This window comes from Bradyrhizobium sp. 186, from assembly GCF_023101685.1.
GTDB lineage: Bacteria > Pseudomonadota > Alphaproteobacteria > Rhizobiales > Xanthobacteraceae > Bradyrhizobium.
In genome coordinates, this window is the sequence record NZ_CP082164.1 from 632,955 (window position 1) to 649,996 (window position 17,042).

A 17,042-nucleotide genomic window follows, 5' to 3' on the forward strand; every position below is an offset into this window, starting at 1 on the left:
CCGGACTAGCCGGCGGGTCTCGGTCTGCCGGCCGGGCCGGCCCGTACCGGCGAAGCCGGCACGATCAGTTCCTTTCCTGTCGGATCAGCTAAGAACCACCGCGCCTGTTTTGACCCGCACCCGCCGTCCTCACCACATTCACCACGCCGGCCACGAAGCCCAGCAGCAGGAACACGATAAATCCGAAAGGCGACGTCGACAGCAAGCGGTCGAAACCCCAGCCAATCCCCGCTCCGACGACGACCCCGGCGATCAACTCGGAGGATAACCGGAAACCAAGCGCCATCGCCGAGGCTCTGGCCGCTCTGTCTTCACCGTCACCTGCGGGTTGCTCGGTCTTGATCCGTCGGTCCCGAAATTCGGACAACCGCTGATCAAGTTTTCCGAGCCGTTCGGAAAGCGCAGCTTCCTCGGACGATCTATCGCCATTTCCATTCTCGCCGTGTCCCGTGCTCTGTGCCATGCAACAAAGACCCGAAACGCCGCGGCCAACTGGAAATTACGCCCGCCACCCTCAAAAGCCGCGCGGACCATACTGAGCGCACATAATCAAGTCAAGCCAAGTCACGATCACGTCGCGTTCGGTTATACGATTGATTTGATTGACGATATTGCCGTACACGCCAGCACTGCACACAGCGTGACGCCGCACCGCAGCAGCTCCCCGCGCGATCTGCCGACGCGGCCGACATTTCGCCGTGGTGCGAGGATCAAAGGGATCGCCGCGGTCGTTAATTTCATGGACCGGTATTGGCGGCGGATTCGCCTGCCGAGGTGTAGACTTGCAGGAAAGCCGCAGAAGCGCCGTGGCGGAGAGCGCGATGAGACCAGCGAAATCATCCACAACATCATGGCTTGCAGCCTTGGCGCTCGCCGCTGTGATTGCGATCAGCGGCGGCCTCGTCGCCGCGCAATCCGCGCCCGACAGCGAAAACGGCCGCTACTCCATGACACCCATCCCGGAGGGCGTGCTGCGGCTCGACACCCGCACCGGCACGATGTCGACCTGTACGAAGAACGGCACCGGCTGGGCCTGCTACGCCGTGCCTGACGAGCGCGTCGCATTCGATGCCGAGATCGGCAGGCTTCAGGCCGAGGTGGAGAAGTTGAAGGGGCAGTTCGCGGCCGGGCCGACCGTGTCGGGCAAGGTCGACGAGGCGCTGCCGAAGTCCGACCCCTTGAAGAAGGCGCCGCCGAAGGTCGCCGACGGCGACCGCAAGATCGAGATCCCGTTGCCGAGTGACCAGGACGTCGACCGCGTGATGTCGTTCCTGGAGAAAGCCTGGCGGCGGCTGATCGACATGGCCAACCGCGTGCAGAAGGACGTGTCGGGAAAGATTTGAGAGTTTAAATGACACCTGAGAAGCACATGACGCGCTCGGCACCATCGACGGTGCAGGCCACCACCGTCACCTCGTCGCTGCTCACTGTGCAGACGCCGGGGCGCGGCTTCACCGATCTCACCAGCGAAGTCGCGAAGTTCATCGACGAGGTTCACGCGCGCGACGGCGCGCTGACGCTGTTCATCCGCCACACATCGGCCTCGCTGACGATCCAGGAAAATGCCGATCCCTCGGTGCTGGTCGATCTCACCACCGCGCTGTCGCGGCTCGCGCCGGAGAATGCCGGCTGGACCCATGATACCGAGGGGCCGGACGACATGCCGGCGCACGTCAAGACCATGCTGACGCAGACCTCGCTGCACGTGCCGGTCCTGAACGGCGCGCTGGCGCTCGGAACGTGGCAGGCGATCTATCTGGTCGAGCACCGCGCCCGTCCGCACCGGCGCGAGATCGTGCTGCAATTCATCGGCGGCAACCAATAAGGCGCCGAAAGCAAAACCGGCCGCGGATCGCTCCGCGGCCGGTTCGTTGCTGGCGGAAGCCGGCGTCGCGCGCCGGCTTCGGCGATCAGTTCGCCTTGATGTCGACGTCCTTGGTCTCGGGCAGGAACAGGAAGCCGACCACGGCGGTGATCACCGCGAATGCGATCGGATACCAGAGACCCGCGTAGATATCGCCGGTCGAGGCCACGATCGCGAATGCGGTCGCGGGCAACAGACCGCCGAACCAGCCGTTGCCGATGTGGTAGGGCAGCGACATCGAGGTGTAGCGGATGCGGGTCGGGAACAGTTCCACCAGCATCGCCGCGATCGGCCCGTAGACCATGGTGACGAAGATCACCAGGATGAACAGCAGACCGATGATCGCGGCGACCTGCGGGCGGAAGATGTCGAACGGATTCGACATCTTCACGATGCCGGCGTCACCCGCCTTCGGATAGCCGGCCGCCTGCACCGCAGCGAGCACCGCCGGGTTGCTGTCCTTGGCGTTTGCGTAAGCCACGTCCTTGCCGTTGACGACGACCTTGACCCCGGAGCCGGCGGCGCCGCTGCTGGTCGAGTACTTGACCGACGACTGCGACAGGAAGGCGCGGGCGGTATCGCAAGGCAAGGTGAAGACGCGGGTGCCGACCGGGTTGAACAGGTCGCCGCAGCCTGCGGGATCGGCCACCACCTCGACCTTGGTCTGCTCGATCGCCTTCTCCAGCGCCGGGTTGGCGTTGGTGGTGATCATCTTGAAGATCGGGAAGAAGGTCAGTGCCGCGATCAGGCAGCCGCCGAGGATGATCGGCTTGCGGCCGATGCGGTCCGACAGCACGCCGAACACGATGAAGAAGCCGGTGCCGAGCAGTAGCGACCAGGCGATCAGCAGGTTGGCGGTATAGCCGTCGACCTTCAGGATCGATTGCAGGAAGAACAGCGCGTAGAACTGGCCGGTGTACCACACCACGCCCTGGCCCATCGTGCCGCCGAGCAGCGCGAGCAGCACGAGCTTGCCGTTCTGCCAGTTGCCGAAGGCCTCTGTCAGCGGCGCCTTCGAGCTCTTGCCCTCATCCTTCATCTTCTGGAAGATCGGCGATTCATTGAGGCGGAGCCGGATCCAGACCGAGACGCCGAGCAGCAGCACCGAGACCAGGAACGGGATACGCCAGCCCCATGCCGCGAAGTCGGTTTCGCCGGTCGCGGTGCGGGTGAACAGAATCACCAGCAGCGACAGGAACAGGCCGAGTGTCGCGGTGGTCTGGATGAAGGAGGTGTAGTAGCCGCGCTTGCCGTTGGGGGCGTGCTCCGCGACATAGGTCGCCGCACCGCCATACTCGCCGCCGAGGGCGAGGCCCTGGGCGAGGCGCAGCGCGATCAGGATGATCGGGGCCGCGATACCGATGGTCGCTGCACTCGGCAGCAGGCCGACGATGAAGGTCGACAGACCCATGATCAGGATGGTGACGAGGAAGGTGTATTTGCGACCAACGATGTCGCCGATACGCCCGAACACGATGGCGCCGAACGGACGGACCAGGAAGCCGGCAGCGAAAGCCAGCAATGCGAAGATGTCGCGCGTTGCCGGCGGATAAGCCGAGAAGAACTGCGCGCCAATGATCGAAGCCAGCGATCCGTAGAGGTAGAAATCGTACCACTCGAAGACGGTACCCAGCGACGATGCGAGGATGACGAAACGCTCATCCTTCGTCATGCCGGTCGATCGTGCCGAGGTTGCAGCTATTGTGGACATATTCAGTTCGCTCCCCAAAAATTCGTTTCCTCGCGCCCGGATGTCCGGGCGGGCCGGATCAACCTGGGTCTTGCCCCAAAGGTAACATCGGCGTGAAACCGGCCCCAATACGACTTTCGGCCTTGCGCACTGACGCGCACCTGACGTCGCGGGCACTGGCGCCGCGCGGTGGCGGATTAACCCCTTTACAACAAAGGAATAATGCGCCCTTGCATGCCACGGCCGGTCGGGGAAGAATTGACCGCGGCGTCGGTCCGGACTACTGGCCCGGCGCGAACGACAGCAAGAGAACGATGAACGCTCCTTCGACCCATCTCGTCATTGCCGATGACCATCCGCTGTTCCGCGACGCGCTGCGGCAGGCAGTGGCGGGCGTCCTGACCTCGGCCAGGATCGACGAGGCCGGCTCCTTCGAGGATCTGACCAAGCTGCTGGAACAGACGTCTGACGTCGACCTGATCCTGCTCGACCTCTCGATGCCCGGGATCTCCGGCTTTTCCGGCCTGATCTATCTGCGCGCGCAATATCCGGCGATCCCGGTGGTCATCGTCTCGGCCTCCGACGACAGCGCCACGATCCGCCGCTCGCTCGATTTCGGTGCCTCCGGCTTCATCCCGAAGCGCTTCGGCGTCGAGACGCTGCGCGATGCCATCCTCAAGGTGATGGAGGGCGATGTCTGGGTTCCCGCCGACACCGACCTGTCGGCCGCCGCCGACCCCGACATGACGCGTCTGCGCGACCGCTTGGTGACGCTGACCCCGCAGCAGGTGCGCGTTTTGATGATGCTGTCGGAGGGACTCCTCAACAAGCAGATCGCCTACGAGCTCGGCGTCTCCGAGGCCACCATCAAGGCGCATGTCTCGGCGATCCTGCAAAAGCTCGGCGTCGAGAGCCGGACGCAGGCGGTGATCGCGGCCGCCAGGATCGCCGGCGGGCAGTGGCGGCAGGGCACCCCGACGGGGTGATCCGTCATCTAGGGTGCGCGCCGCACGACCTAGATCGTCCGCTGCAACTCGTTGGCGACCCTGATATCCGCGGTCTCGGCGCCCTCGGCGAAACCTTCCAGGGCCGATTGAAGCAGTAGCTTCCCGTCCTGACGCCGGCCGCGTTCGGCAAGGAGCCTGGCGAGATCGATCGCCGCCCTCAACTCCCATGCTTTCGCGCTCTTGCGGCGGCTAAGCTCCAGCGATTGCATCAGGTAGGTCTCCGCCCCGTGGGCTTCGGGCTGCGGCAGGGACAGCAGGACCTTCCCTTTCATGCGCAACAGCTCCGGCATATACAGATGATCGCCGTTCTGCTCGACGAGCCGGATCGCATCGTCGATCAGGTGCGCGCTCTGCTCGACCTGCCCGAGCGCCAGCAGGCCGTGAACCAGCGCGATATTGAACGTCGTGGTGAGCAGCTCGTAGCCGGCATCGTGGAGTTCGCGCAGGCAAGCCCTTATCGTTTCGATGCCGGCCGCGGCGTCGCCACGCCGGATCGCGAGTTCGCCTTTGACGCCTCTTCCGACCGCGAGATAAGGACCCATCGATCGCGACTCGGCATGCGCGATGAATCGATCGATGTTCTCTTCCGCGCCGTCGATGTCGCCGCTCCAGAGATCGATCGAGACCGCCCAGATCAATGCGATGCAGAGCGTGATCGGATGATCTATCTGGGCGGCCTCGGCGACCGTCTGCTGCGCCAGTTGCCGCGCACGCGAAGGCTGGCCCTGCAACCACAGCTCTCTTGCCAGCGAGATGCCGGCCCGGTTGCGATGGTCGAAGCCATAGAGCGTGCTGATGCGTTCCGTACCCGGCCCCAGCCAGGCGAGCTCCAGCATCTTCAGCGCGTCGCGATGTTCTCCGGCCAGATGCAGCGAGACGCCCAGGAGTGAATGGGCGAGGGCGATGGAGGCGGGGTCGCCCAGCGCTTCGGCGACGACGAGGCTTTCCTGCGCATAGCCGAGCGCTGCGTCGAACTGTCCGATCCGCTCGTGGAAGATGTGCATCCGGCCGAGCAACTGGAGCTGGTTCGGCGCGTCGCCGCGCGTTTCGGCGATCGCAAGGCTCCTGGTGAGGGCGCTGCGCGCGGCCTCGCTGCCGCCGCGGGTGAACATCAAGGTCAGTCCGAGAGCGGCCTGGAGGTGCATTTCCTCGGCGCTGCCGCGCGCGGGAGCATCGATCGCAAGCAGCGCCCGTTCCGACCAGCGCCGGCATTCGATCAGCAGCGACATCGCGAGAAAGATCGGCGCCGCAGCAGCGGCGAGCGCTATGCCGATGCCGGTGTCGCCGCCGTTCCCGAAACTCCAGTCCAGCGCGGCGCGCACATTGTGAAGTGCGGAAAAATGGATCGCGCGCTCGTCGGCGCTCGGTACCGTCGCCCACGTCGTGCCGGCCTGTTCCAGCCATCGCCGGTAGTAGGTGGCGTGGCGGGCGGCGAGCGCCGTTTCGTCTTGCTCGATCTCCAGCAGATAGGCGCGCGTCGTATCCAGCAGGCGGTAGCGCATCATGGCGCCGATGGGCCGCGGCGCCACCATCGACTTGGCAACGAGGCTGTCGATGGCGTCGAACAGCCGGGCGCGGTCGACGCGTTCGTCCGGCACGACCTCGAGCGCGGCGTCGATGGTGAAATGCCCGGCGAAAACCGCGAGCCTGCGCAGCACGAGGCGTTCGAGATCGGACAGGAGCCCGTAGCTCCAGTCCAGCGTCGCCTGCAGCGTCTTCTGCCGCGGCGGCGCGGTGCGCTGACCCTGCCAGAGCAGGTTCAGGCGTTCATCCAGCAGCGCGGCGGTCTGCTTCAAGCCATAGGCTTCGACCCGGCCGGCGGCGAGCTCGATCGCCAGAGCCATGCCGTCGAGCTTGCGGCAGATGCCCGCCGCGATGGCGGCATTGGCATCGTCGAGCGCGATCTGCGCGCCGCTGGCTCTCGCACGTTCGAGAAAGAGCTCCAGCGCGGGATAGGTCCGGGCGGCAGCGGCCGTCAGTCCCGGAGCATCGGGCGGAACGGCAAGCGGTGCCAATCGATAGACCTGCTCGCCCTCGACGCGCAGGGCTTCCCGGCTGGTGGCCAGGATATGGACCTGCGGTGCGGCCCGGAATATCTCGGCAGCCAGAGGCGCGGTCGCTGCGACGACGTGCTCGCAATTGTCCAGGATCAGCAGCAGCTTCTTGTCGTGCAGATGCGCAAGCAAGGCAGGCAACGGATCATCGGTCTGCGCCGGCAGGCCGAGCATCAGCAGGATCGAGGTGATCACGAGATCGGGATCGCTGAGCGCGGCAAGATCCACGAAGTGTGCGACGTCGGCGAACGCCTCGAGCAGGTCGTGGGCGATCGCCACGGCAACGGCGGTCTTGCCGACGCCGCCCGGGCCGACGATCGTGACGAAGCGTGACGCGAGGAGCTTGTCCGACACGGTGCCGATCGCATCGGCTCGCCCGACCATCCGCTGCAGCCGGTTCGGCAGTTTGACGGGCGGCAATTCGAGCTGCGGTGCCGGACGCCGCTCCGTCGGAAGACCGCCCTGCGAGATCGGCGCCACGAAGCAATAGCCGCGTCCTGACAGCGTCGTGATGTAGCGGGCGCCGTCCTTGCCGTCGCCCAGCGCTTTCCGAAGCGCTGCGACGTGGAAGCGCAGATTGGCTTCCTCGACGGTCATGCCGGGCCAGACCAAGGCCATCAGCTCGAACTTGCTGACGACCTCGTTTGGCCGCGACATCAATGCGATCAGCGTATCGAAGCTCTTGGCGCCGAGCGGCAGCACGACGCCGTCGCGCATCACGAGCCTCTCCTGCGGCGTCACGGTGAATGGCCCGAACGATAGCATTCCCGCCGTGGTCGCGGCCGGCTCAGTCATGGTGAGTCTGTCCATTTGGGAGAACCGGATAGCCAGCGGACCGCGATCCGGCAAGGCCGGCTTTGCATCGCGATCAGAACGTGGATGCAGGCCTCGCAATCGCGGGTTCCCCACCGGTCTCACAACTTCTCACAAGACCAAACGGGTGTGCGGCGGCGGCGGCTGATAGGCAATTGCGCGACAGCAGGGAGACCCTCATGAGCCAAACGGCAAAACTGCTCTACACGGCTCGCACCCACACCGCCGGTGGGCGACAGGATGGGATGTCGCGCAGTTCCGACGGGCGCCTTGACGTAAGGCTCTCGCCGCCGGGCGTTGTGGGCATCGGCACCAATCCCGAGCAATTGTTCGCCGCCGGCTGGTCCGCCTGCTTCGAAGGCGCCATGGAGCTTGCGGCCCGCAAGAAGAAGATCGTCCTTCCCAGGAAATGCGCGATCGATGCGGAGATCGACCTCGTTCTCGATGAGGACGCTTACTCCCTCAGGGCGCGCCTCAATGTCAGCCTGCCGGGCCTCGATCGCGAGATCGCGCGCGGCCTCATCGATGAAGCGCACCAGACCTGCCCTTATTCCAAGGCCGTCCGCGGCAACATCGACGTCACGGTCGCGCTGATCTGACGCACCACCACCAACCACCAACAAGGTAGCAACATCATGAAGCAGATCATCGACCAGCATCGCCACAAGTTTTTTGGCGTCGCCGCGGGAACCGTCGCCGTCGGTCTCGGCGTGATCGACCTCGCACGCGCCGAAACGGACGCGACGCGATCGTCGGCAACCAATGCGTCCTTTGGCGCGATCAAGCAGATCGATGCCGGCGTCCTCAACGTTGGCTATGCGGAGGTCGGTCCCGCGACCGGCCCCGTGGCGATCCTGCTCCACGGCTGGCCCTACGACATTCACAGCTACGTCGATGTCGCGCCGATCCTGGCCCAGGCCGGCTACCGCGTGATCATCCCCTATTTGCGCGGCTACGGCACGACGCACTTCCTCTCCAGCGAGACGCCGCGCAACGGCGAGCCGGCGGCGATGGCCGTCGACATCATCGCGCTGATGGATGCGCTGAACATCAAGAAGGCGGTCGTCGCCGGCTTCGATTGGGGCGCGCGAACCGCCGACATCATCGCCGCGCTATGGCCGGAGCGCTGCCGCGCGCTGGTGTCGGTCAGCGGCTATCTGATCTCGAGCCAGGCCGCCGGAAACGCGCCGTTGCCGCCGTCGGCCGAGCTGCAATGGTGGTACCAGTTCTATTTCGCCACCGAGCGCGGCCGCGCCGGCTATGAGAAGTACACGCACGATTTCGCAAAACTGATCTGGAAGCTCGCTTCGCCGCAGTGGAAGTTCGACGACGCCACCTTCGACCGGAGCGCGGCGGCCCTCGATAACAAGGATCATGTCGCGATCACGATCCACAATTACCGCTGGCGGCTCGGGCTCGCTCAGGGCGAAGCCAAATACGAGCATCTCGAGAAGAAGCTTGCGGCAGCGCCGGTGATCGACGTGCCGACGATCACGATGGAAGGCGATGCCAATAGCGCGCCGCACCCCGACCCCAGCGCCTATGCCAAGAAATTCTCTGGCCGGTACGACTATCGTCTGATCACGGGCGGCATCGGGCACAATCTGCCGCAGGAAGCGCCGAAGGCGTTTGCCAAGGCGGTCGTCGATGCCGACGGCGGCGCCTGAGAATTCTTTCAATGCCTCGGTCCAGCGCGGCTGGACCGAGGATCACCCGTGATCGCAGCTTGATGAAATGCCATGATGCCCACCGAACCTGAAACGAAAAAATCTCCCTATGGCACGGTCATCGTGCTGGCCGCGGTGTTCCTCGTCGTTGTCCTGACATGCGTGCCGTATCTGGTCTCGATCGCGCTCGCGGAGGGCCCGGCGACGGCGAACGCCTCGCCGATCTTCGGCGTCACCATTCCCGACGGCTACAAGCAATGGGAGCTGATCGCGCCGGCCGAGGAAGCGGCTCCACTGAACGAGCTGCGCGCCGTCGTCGGCAACAAGATCGCGATCGATGCCTATCAGGATGGGAAGCTGCCATTCCCGGACGGCACCATTCTCGTCAAGCGCGCCTGGAAGCGGACGCAGTCACCCGACTTTGCATCCGCGACGATTCCCGGCGCCGCCACCACGGTCCAGGTCATGGTCAAGGATTCGCGCAAATATGCCGCCACCGGCGGCTGGGGCTTCGGCCGTTTCATCAACGGCAAGCCGGTCGACGAGGCGCAGCACCGCACCTGCTTTGCCTGCCACGAAGCCCGCGCGAAGGGCCACGATTACGTTTTCACACGGCTCGCGCCCTGAGGTGTGAAGGTGCGCCGGGCCTTCGCCAACGAGACTGCCCTCACTCCGCCGCCACCATCTGCTGCGTGCGCCATTGGCCGAGCAAAGCGCGGAGCGACGCCGGCTTCACCGGCTTGTTGAGCACCGCGACCTTTTCATCCCGCGCGGCCACCTGCACGGCGGGGCTGCGGTCGGCCGTGATCAGGATGGCCGGGATGGTGTCGCCGAAGCGGCGGCGGATGTCGCGGATGGCGGCGATGCCGTTGCCGCGGTCGAGATGATAATCGACGAGCAGGCCGGTGACGCGGCGGCCGGCGGATTCGATCGCGACGATTGCGCCTTCGGGATCGGCCACCGCGATCACCTCGGCGTCCCAGGCCTTCAGCAGCGTCCGCATGCCGTCGAGGATCGCGGCATCGTTCTCGATGCACACGATCAACGCGCCCGAGATCGGCGTACGCGCCAGCGGTGTCGCGCTGGTCACGGCGGCGGTGTGGGTGATCGCCTTCGCCGTCGGTACCGTCACGGAAAACACCGAGCCGCCGCCCGCATTGGAGTCGATCGCGATGTCGTGGTTGAGCACGCGCGCGAGACGCTCGACGATCGACAGTCCCAGCCCGAGGCCGCGCGCGATCCGCGCGCCCTGCTCCAGGCGGTGGAATTCCTTGAAGATCTCGCCGCGCTTGACCGGGGGGATGCCGACGCCGGTGTCGTAGACGCAGATCTTGAGCGAGGCGCCGCGGCGGCGGCAGCCGACCAGCACGCGCCCGCGCGGGGTATATTTGATCGCGTTGGAGATCAGGTTCTGGAGCAGCCGTCGCAGTAGCAGGCGATCCGACTCGACCGGGAGCGAGCATGGCACGAAGGCGAGCTCCAGGTTCTTGGCGCGGGCAATCGGCGCGAACTCGATCTCCAGCGAGCGCATCAGGTCGGCCATCTTGAAGCTCGAGATCGAGGTCGCCATCGCGCCGGCATCCAGCCGCGAGATGTCGAGCAGCGCGCCGAGGATCTCCTCGATCGCCTGGAGCGACTCGTCGATGTTCTCGACCAGCCGCGTCTCCTCGCCACTGTGCTGGCGTTCGACCAGGCTGGTGACATAGAGCCGCGCCGCGTTCAGCGGCTGCAAGATGTCATGGCTGGCCGCCGCCAGGAAGCGCGTCTTGGAGATGCTGGCGTCTTCGGCCGCGCTCTTGGCCAGCGCCAGCTCAGAATTCAGCCGGGTCAGCTCCTCGGTACGGTCGCGCACCCGCTTTTCGAGCGTCGCATTGGCGCGCTCCAGCGCTTCGGCCGCCTCGAACGTGGGCGTGACGTCGGTGAAGGTGATGACGAAGCCGCTGCCGGGCATGTGGTTGGTCAAAATCTCGATCACCATGTGGCGGTCGGGCAGGCGCTCGAGATAAGGCTCGCCGTCGGTGGTGTAGGCCGCGAGCCGGCGCTCCAGCATGGCCTCGCGCTCGACCGGATCGTCCGGCTCGCTCACGCCCATGAATTCCAGGATTTCACGCAACGGCGTGCCGAACTGGATGAAATGCGGCGGCACGTTGAGGAGATCGCCAAACTGCCGGTTGGAGCAGATCAGTTGCAGGTCGGCATCGAACACCGCGATGCCCTGGCGCACATGGTTGAGCGCGGTCTGTAGGATCTCGCGATTGAAATGCAGTGCCGCATGGGAATCGTCGAGCAACTTTAGTGCTGCTTTCGCAGAAACCGTCCGCTTGCGCAGCAAGAGCGACATCACGAGGCGCGAGGATGCAGCCCCGATCGAGGAGGCGATCAGGTGCTCGGCGTGCTGCAACAGCTCGAAATCGGCGGGCGCCGCGTGCTCGAGCCGCACATTGCGCCGGGCCGAAAACGCCTCGAAGGAGTGCCGGGCGCGGTCGGGCCCGAGATATTGCGCAACCGTGGTCTGGATGTCCTGCACGGTGACGGTGGTGCGCCAGCGGCGGAAGTTCGGAGAGATCGGGGCAAGGGTGTTGGGCACGAACAGATCGGCCTGCACCAGCTCGATGGAGCTCGGCCGCCGCGCCAGCGACAGCAGCACATAGGTGAGGATGTTGAGCGACAGCGACCAGATGACGCCGTGTATCAGTGGCGGCAGGTCGGCGCCGAACAGTGCCTGCGGCCGCAGCGCCTCGATCCCGAATGGGCCGTGCTGGAGCAGCAGGATGCCGGCGGTCGAGGAGTCCATGAAGCTCGGGATGAACAGCGTGTAGAGCCACACCGCGAAGCCGACCAGCATGCCGCCGATTGCGCCGCGCGCGGTGGCGCGCCGCCACAGCAGTCCGCCGAAGAAGCTAGGTGCGAGCTGGGCGATGGCGGCAAAGGAGAGCAGGCCGATCGCCGCGAGCTGGGTGTTGCCGAGCGCGCGGTAGTAGAAATAGGCCATCACCATGATGGCGAAGATCGCGAGCCGCCGCGACCGCAGCAGGAAGTCGCCGAAATCGGTGCCGCCGGTGCGGCCCTCCGGCCTTCGCTGCAGCACCAGCGGGACCACGAGGTCGTTCGAGACCATGATCGAAAGCGCGACGCATTCGACGATCACCATCGCGGTCGCTGCCGACAGGCCGCCGACGAAGATGGCGACGCTGAGCAACTCCGCGCCCCCCTCCATCGGCAGCGCCAGCACGTACATGTCGGGATCGGCGGTGCCGAACGGGAAGCTGACGAGGCCGGCGAGCGCGATCGGGATCACGAACAAATTGATGGCGACGAGGTAGAGCGGAAACAGCCAGCGCGCGCGGCCGACCTCGGCATCCGACGAGTTTTCGACCACGCTGACGTGGAACTGGCGCGGCAGCAGCATGATCGCGCAGAGCGACAGCAGCGTCATGGTGAGGAAGTTGCCGATCGACGGCGAATAGTTGATGGCGCGCACCGCCTCCGGCGTCTTCATGGCGCGCTCGATCAATTCGTGCGGCGAGAACATCCAGAAGGTGACGAAGATGCCGGCGGCGAGGAAGGCGATCAGCTTGATGATGGATTCCGTCGCGACCGCGAGCATCAATCCATGCTGGTGCTCGGTGGCGTCGGTGTGCCGCGTGCCGAACAGCACGGCGAAGGCGGCCATCGCCAGCGTCACCATCAGCGCCATGTCGCCGACGATCGGGATATGGGAGAACGCCTGGTCCTCGCTCAGGATCGTTTCGAGCGAGGAGGCGACCGCCTTCAATTGAAGCGCGATGTAGGGCACCGAGCCGATGATCGCGATCAGCGCCACCGTTGCCGCTACCGCCTGGCTCTTGCCGTAGCGCGCGCCGATGAAGTCCGCGATCGAAGTGATGTTGTGCGCTTTTGCGAGCTGGATCACGCGGCGGAGCACGCCCGCGCCGAGCCCGATCATCAGGATCGGGCCGACATAGATCGCCAGGAAGTCGGTCGAGGTGCGGGTAGCAAAGCCGACCGAGCCAAAGAAGGTCCAGGAGGTGCAATAGATCGCGAGCGACAGCGGATAGATCAGCCCGGGAGCACGGCCGCGCCCGGCCGGCGAGCGGCGGTCACCATGGCTCGCCACCAGGAACAGAAAGCCGATATAGCCGAAGGCGGCGGCGATCACGCCCCAATCGTGCAGCATTGGCTCGCGCGCTCTCCCAGGGCGCGACAGCTCCGCGCCGATCTCATTTTCCCTGCAAATCTAGCGCGTTGGGCCGCTGCAGGCGACAGCGAAATGCCCAGGCAGTGCGGGAACTGGCATTGTCGTTAAGCTGCGCCCGATGATCGCGCGGCGGTTTCAGGCCTACTGAGAGAATCCCCGTGTGGCACCCCCCTCCTGCCCCTCCCCCGCAAGGGGGAAGGGAACGGAGAGAGCGGAGTGGGAGGTTAGATAAGAGTGCCATGTACGATCGCTGTTGCCGCAAGCACAACTGCGCTCCGTCCCCTCTTGCGGGGGAGGGCTGGGGAGGGGATAGCCGCGGGCTCGATGGGAGTTGGGGCGCACCACGCGCGAATGTCGTGTGGCTTCGCCAGGACGACGGCGATTACTCCGCCGCCAGCGACTTCTCGCGTAGCGGCAGACCCAAGCGGTCCCACACTTGCAGCAAGGCTTCGGCGAGCTGATCGATCAGGCCGTCGTCGTGATAGGGCGAGGGCGTGATGCGCAGCCTTTCGGTGCCCTTGGCGACGGTGGGATAGTTGATCGGCTGGATGTAGATGCCGTGCTCTTCGAGCAGGAGATCGGAGGCTTGCTTGCACTTCTCGGCGTCGCCGATGAACAGCGGCACGATGTGGGTGTCGTTCGACATCACCGGGAGACCTGCGGCATTGAGGATCGCCTTGACGCGCGCGGCGCGGTCCTGGTGGCGCTCGCGCTCCCAGTTCGAGGTCTTCAAATGCTTGATCGCGGCGGTGGCAGCCGAGCAGATCGCCGGCGGGAGCGCGGTGGTGAAGATGAAGCCCGGCGCGTAGGAACGCACGGCGTCGATGATCTGGCCGTTGGCGGCGATGTAGCCGCCGAGACAGCCGAATGCCTTGGCCAGCGTGCCTTCGAGGACGTCGATGCGGTGCATGACGCCGTCGCGCTCGGCGATGCCGCCGCCGCGCGGGCCGTACATGCCGACGGCGTGGACCTCGTCGACATACGTCATCGCGCCATACTTCTCGGCGAGATCGCAGATTTTTGCGAGCGGGGCGACGTCACCGTCCATGGAGTAGAGGCTCTCGCAGGCGATCAGCTTCGGCCGGCTCGGGCCCGCAGCCTTCAGCAGCTCTTCGAGATCGGCGAGGTCGTTGTGGCGGAACACCATCCGCTCGCAGCCGGACTGGCGGATGCCTTCGATCATCGAATTGTGGTTGAGCTCGTCCGACAGGATCAGGCAGTTCGGAATCAGCTTTGCGATGGTCGCGATGCCGGTTTGATTCGAGACATAGCCCGAAGTGAACAGCAGCGAGGCTTCCTTGCCGTGGAGGTCGGCGAGCTCGGCTTCAAGCTGCACCAGCGGATGGTGCGTGCCGGCGATGTTGCGGGTGCCGCCTGCGCCGGTGCCGACGCGGGTCGCGGTCTCGACCATGGCGCCGACCACCTTTGGGTGCTGGCCCATGCCGAGATAGTCGTTCGAGCACCAGATCACGACGTCGCGCTTGCCCTTGGGCGAATGCCAGAGCGCATGCGGGAACCGGCCGGCCATGCGCTCGAGGTCGGCGAACACGCGGTAGCGTCGCTCGGTGTGGAGGCGATCGAGGGCAGAATTGAAGAACTGGTTGTAATCCATCGGCAAAACCTGCAACGGAACCTGACCAAGGGGGCGCATCTTCTTAGAGCTTTTCCAGCTCTAATGTCTATGCGCTATCCCACATTTGAACCTCACGGGCATTTGGGCAAAATGCCCTATCGGCCAAGGTGCGACTTGATTCCGATCAAGGCGCTCACGGCTATTTGTGATGTTGCTGTGCGGTAGATGGCGTGGAGCGAAGTCTAGCCGGCCTTCGCCTTCCTGCGCGGCTCGGCGCGGGGCTCTTTGACCGCGGCCACCGGCCTTAACCAATCCGAATTGCGCAGCGCGTGCGCCACGCAATCATGGATGTGGGTGTGCAGCACCTTGTTCGCACCCTCGGCGTCGCGCTTCAGCGCGAGCTCCTTCAACTCGCGATGTTCGGCTGCCGCCATCTCGCCGCGGAACACCACTGCGATCATCTGGTAGCGCAGATAGCGGTCATAGACCGCGGCGTGCGCATCGAGCAGCACCTTCGATCCGCAGGCCGCAACGAGCGCGCGGTGAAACTGGAAATCACACTGCTTCCAGCTCTCGGCGTCGGATCTTTCGCCTGACAGCAGCATCCGCTCCATCGCCGAAAGCTTGTGATGCGCCGAGACGATGCGGGCCTCCCAGTCGAGATCCCCGGCCGCGAACGACTTCTCGATCATGTTGCCTTCGAGCAGCTCGCGCAGCTCGGCGATCTCCTGGAATTCGGTCGCCGAGATCGGCGCGACCTCGAAGCCGCGCTGGCCTTCCGCGACGACGAAGCCTTCCGAGCACAGCCGGTTCAGCGTCTCGCGCAGCGTGGAGATGCTGGTGCCATAGGCGTCGCTCATCCGTTCGAGCTTGAGCTTCTGACCCGGCGTCAGCTTGCCGAAAATCAGGTCGGTGCGGATGCGGCGATAGGCGCTGTCGCCCACCGTCTCGCCGGTCGTGTCGGGAGGGGTGTCCATGCCTCATCCTAGCGCTTTGGGCGTGCTTTTTGACAAATTTCCTATCTTTATCAAGCGTTTCTTATAATATCATACAATATTAGAGATATAGGTTGATTTATAATTCGTCATATAAGATCGTCCCGCCCCTAAGAACGAGATCAACAGGGGAGGAGGCGATGCCCGTTCGGTTCAAAGGTCTGGCCTGGGTGGCGGCGATCGGCGCGATCGCATTGGGTGCGGTGGGGCCGGCTTCGGCGCAGAACATCCAGGAGCGCACCATCCGCTGGGGGCACCTCAACAACACCGACCATCCCGTCAGCAAGGGCGTCCAGAAGTTCACCGAGATCGTCGCGGCCAAGAGCGGCGGCAAGATCAAGGTGCGCGAGTATCCGGCCAATCAGCTCGGTAGCGAGATGCAGCAGCAATCGGCGCTACGCGCCGGCACGCAGGAGATGCAGTCACCGGCGACGACCTCGCTGGTCGGCATCGTCAAGGATTATGGCCTGATCGATTTCCCGTTCATCGTCTCGACGCCGCAACAGGCCGATGCATTGCTTGATGGCCCGCTCGGCGCGGCGCTCTTGGCAAAGCTTCCGGAGAAAGGCCTCGTCGGCCTCGCCTATTGGGATCTCGGCTTCCGCAACGTCACCAACAGCCGGCGCCCGATCACCAAGGGCGAGGACCTTGACGGCATCAAGATCCGCGTGATTCCGAACCCGGTCTATCTGGAGACCTTCAAGGCCTTCAACGCCAACCCGGTGCCGATGAGTTTTTCGGAGCTCTATAGCGCGCTGGAGACCCGCACCGTCGACGGACAGGAGAATCCGTTCTCCGTGATCCTCTCGAACAAGTTCTTCGAGGTGCAGAAATATCTCAGCGCCACCAACCACACTTATTCGACCAACATCATCCTGGTCAGCAAGAAGTTCTGGGATCAGCTTTCGCCCGACGAGCAGAAAATCCTCCAGGACGCTGCGATCGAGGCGCGTGACTATCAGCGCGAGGTCAGCCGCGAGCAGGCCAAGGCCGCGATCGATGATCTCAAGATCAAAGGCATGGAGATCAACGAGATCGCGCCCGCCGAGCTCGCCCGTATGCGGGACAAGACCAAACCGATCGCGGAGAAATTCTCCGCCGACTACGACGGCGCCATCGTCAAGCTGTTCAACAGCGAGCTTGATCGCATGCACGCGCTGAAGCCCTGAACCAACGCGCCG

General features: G+C 64.8%; 13 protein-coding genes. 7 read left to right on the forward strand and 6 right to left on the reverse strand.

From position 1 onward, the window contains the following. Positions 1–88: 88 nt before the first annotated feature. Positions 89–463, reverse strand: coding sequence for an AtpZ/AtpI family protein (locus tag IVB18_RS02895; protein WP_247987837.1), 375 nt, complete (start codon positions 461–463; stop codon positions 89–91). 358 nt (positions 464–821) lie between these two features. On the opposite strand from IVB18_RS02895, the gene IVB18_RS02900 reads away from it, so the two are divergent. Together IVB18_RS02900 and IVB18_RS02905 are read left to right on the forward strand one after the other, a co-directional pair. Beyond that, on the forward strand, positions 822–1,343 hold the full coding sequence (locus tag IVB18_RS02900) for a hypothetical protein (RefSeq protein ID WP_247987838.1): 522 nt from the start codon (positions 822–824) through the stop codon (positions 1,341–1,343). A gap of 8 nt (positions 1,344–1,351) precedes the next feature. Further along, positions 1,352–1,825 (forward strand): secondary thiamine-phosphate synthase enzyme YjbQ, encoded by a 474-nt coding sequence (locus tag IVB18_RS02905; RefSeq protein WP_247987839.1) that lies wholly within the window; start codon positions 1,352–1,354, stop codon positions 1,823–1,825. A gap of 85 nt (positions 1,826–1,910) precedes the next feature. Here the strand turns inward: IVB18_RS02905 and IVB18_RS02910 are convergent, their stop codons facing one another. Then, positions 1,911–3,536, reverse strand: coding sequence for an MFS transporter (locus IVB18_RS02910; RefSeq protein WP_247991946.1), 1,626 nt, complete (start codon positions 3,534–3,536; stop codon positions 1,911–1,913). A 332-nt stretch (positions 3,537–3,868) separates the two neighbouring features. Here IVB18_RS02910 and IVB18_RS02915 point away from each other — a divergent pair, with 332 nt between their 5' ends. Further along, on the forward strand, positions 3,869–4,540 hold the full coding sequence (locus tag IVB18_RS02915; RefSeq protein WP_247987840.1) for a response regulator transcription factor: 672 nt from the start codon (positions 3,869–3,871) through the stop codon (positions 4,538–4,540). A 29-nt stretch (positions 4,541–4,569) separates the two neighbouring features. On the opposite strand, the gene IVB18_RS02920 is transcribed toward IVB18_RS02915, so the two are convergent. Then, positions 4,570–7,410 (reverse strand): winged helix-turn-helix domain-containing protein, encoded by a 2,841-nt coding sequence (locus IVB18_RS02920; RefSeq protein WP_247987841.1) that lies wholly within the window; start codon positions 7,408–7,410, stop codon positions 4,570–4,572. A gap of 197 nt (positions 7,411–7,607) precedes the next feature. Here IVB18_RS02920 and IVB18_RS02925 point away from each other — a divergent pair, with 197 nt between their 5' ends. The 3 genes from IVB18_RS02925 (at position 7,608) to IVB18_RS02935 (ending at position 9,722) form a co-directional block, all read left to right on the forward strand. After that, the gene (locus tag IVB18_RS02925; protein ID WP_247987842.1) at positions 7,608–8,027 is read left to right on the forward strand and encodes an organic hydroperoxide resistance protein; all 420 of its coding nucleotides are present in this window, start codon (positions 7,608–7,610) and stop codon (positions 8,025–8,027) included. A gap of 36 nt (positions 8,028–8,063) precedes the next feature. Then, complete coding sequence (locus IVB18_RS02930; RefSeq protein ID WP_247987843.1) at positions 8,064–9,095, forward strand: alpha/beta hydrolase; 1,032 nt, start codon at positions 8,064–8,066, stop codon at positions 9,093–9,095. A 72-nt stretch (positions 9,096–9,167) separates the two neighbouring features. Beyond that, positions 9,168–9,722 (forward strand): cytochrome P460 family protein, encoded by a 555-nt coding sequence (locus IVB18_RS02935; protein ID WP_247987844.1) that lies wholly within the window; start codon positions 9,168–9,170, stop codon positions 9,720–9,722. A 40-nt stretch (positions 9,723–9,762) separates the two neighbouring features. Here IVB18_RS02935 and IVB18_RS02940 read toward each other — a convergent pair whose 3' ends face one another. The 3 genes from IVB18_RS02940 to IVB18_RS02950 form a co-directional block, all read right to left on the reverse strand. Further along, positions 9,763–13,272, reverse strand: a complete 3,510-nt coding sequence (locus tag IVB18_RS02940) for a PAS domain-containing hybrid sensor histidine kinase/response regulator (RefSeq protein ID WP_247987845.1) — start codon at positions 13,270–13,272, stop codon at positions 9,763–9,765. 403 nt (positions 13,273–13,675) lie between these two features. Beyond that, a complete protein-coding gene (hemA, locus tag IVB18_RS02945) occupies positions 13,676–14,905 on the reverse strand; it encodes a 5-aminolevulinate synthase (protein WP_247987846.1) in 1,230 nt (409 codons plus the stop codon). 203 nt (positions 14,906–15,108) lie between these two features. Next, positions 15,109–15,843, reverse strand: coding sequence for a GntR family transcriptional regulator (locus IVB18_RS02950; RefSeq protein WP_247987847.1), 735 nt, complete (start codon positions 15,841–15,843; stop codon positions 15,109–15,111). Between the two features lie 158 nt (positions 15,844–16,001). Here IVB18_RS02950 and IVB18_RS02955 point away from each other — a divergent pair, with 158 nt between their 5' ends. Beyond that, the gene (locus IVB18_RS02955; protein ID WP_247987848.1) at positions 16,002–17,030 is read left to right on the forward strand and encodes a TRAP transporter substrate-binding protein; all 1,029 of its coding nucleotides are present in this window, start codon (positions 16,002–16,004) and stop codon (positions 17,028–17,030) included. Positions 17,031–17,042 lie beyond the last annotated feature (12 nt).